Source organism: Rahnella perminowiae (assembly GCF_019049755.1).
GTDB classification, from domain to species: Bacteria; Pseudomonadota; Gammaproteobacteria; order Enterobacterales; family Enterobacteriaceae; genus Rahnella; species Rahnella perminowiae.
This window is the reverse complement of the sequence record NZ_JAFMOS010000061.1, coordinates 1-529: the sequence shown is the minus strand read 5'-3', so window position 1 is coordinate 529 and position 529 is coordinate 1. Positions and strand designations below refer to the sequence as shown.

Annotated in this window: 1 protein-coding gene; it reads right to left on the bottom strand. The window is 38.4% G+C overall.

Annotated elements, in window-relative coordinates:
* Positions 1-429, bottom strand: a 429-nt coding sequence (locus J1785_RS00305) for an alpha/beta hydrolase (RefSeq protein ID WP_217218523.1), incomplete at its 3' end; no start/stop codon positions are given.
* Positions 430-529: the final 100 nt, after the last annotated feature.

The window sequence follows — 529 nt, the reverse complement described above, 5'->3', positions numbered from 1 at the left end:
ACCTAAAATAACATCATTATAATAAACCCAGTTTAACGCTTCGAAGGCATCTTGTAACCCAGCAGGAAATTTATATTCAGGGGCCAACCGATAATCGACAGAGATAACTACACATTGGGCACAATAGGATAATCCTTCACAAACCGAATCACTCAGTGACGGTGTTCCTATGACAAATCCGCCACCATGAAAATACACAAGAACTGGGAGTTTTCCATTACAATCAAACGGCCTGTAAAGACGAGCCGAAATCTCATTACCGCTTAAATTTATCTGCACGTTTGTGGTATTTACTTTATCTCGATAATTACCTTCAGAAAAAGACTTAGGGAATTTATTTCGAAAATCCGCAGCATCAAGGCCATTGAAGTTAAGATGGTTTATATCATTCTGTTCCCCAAGAAACTTCCTTAATTCTTCATTCATCATGCCCCCCTCTCATTTTAGCTTTCTGGTGTTGATTCTGACTGGTGAACTAAAGATTTGTTCTTAAGAGTGTTAAGTCGATACATTACAGGCATCTCTATGT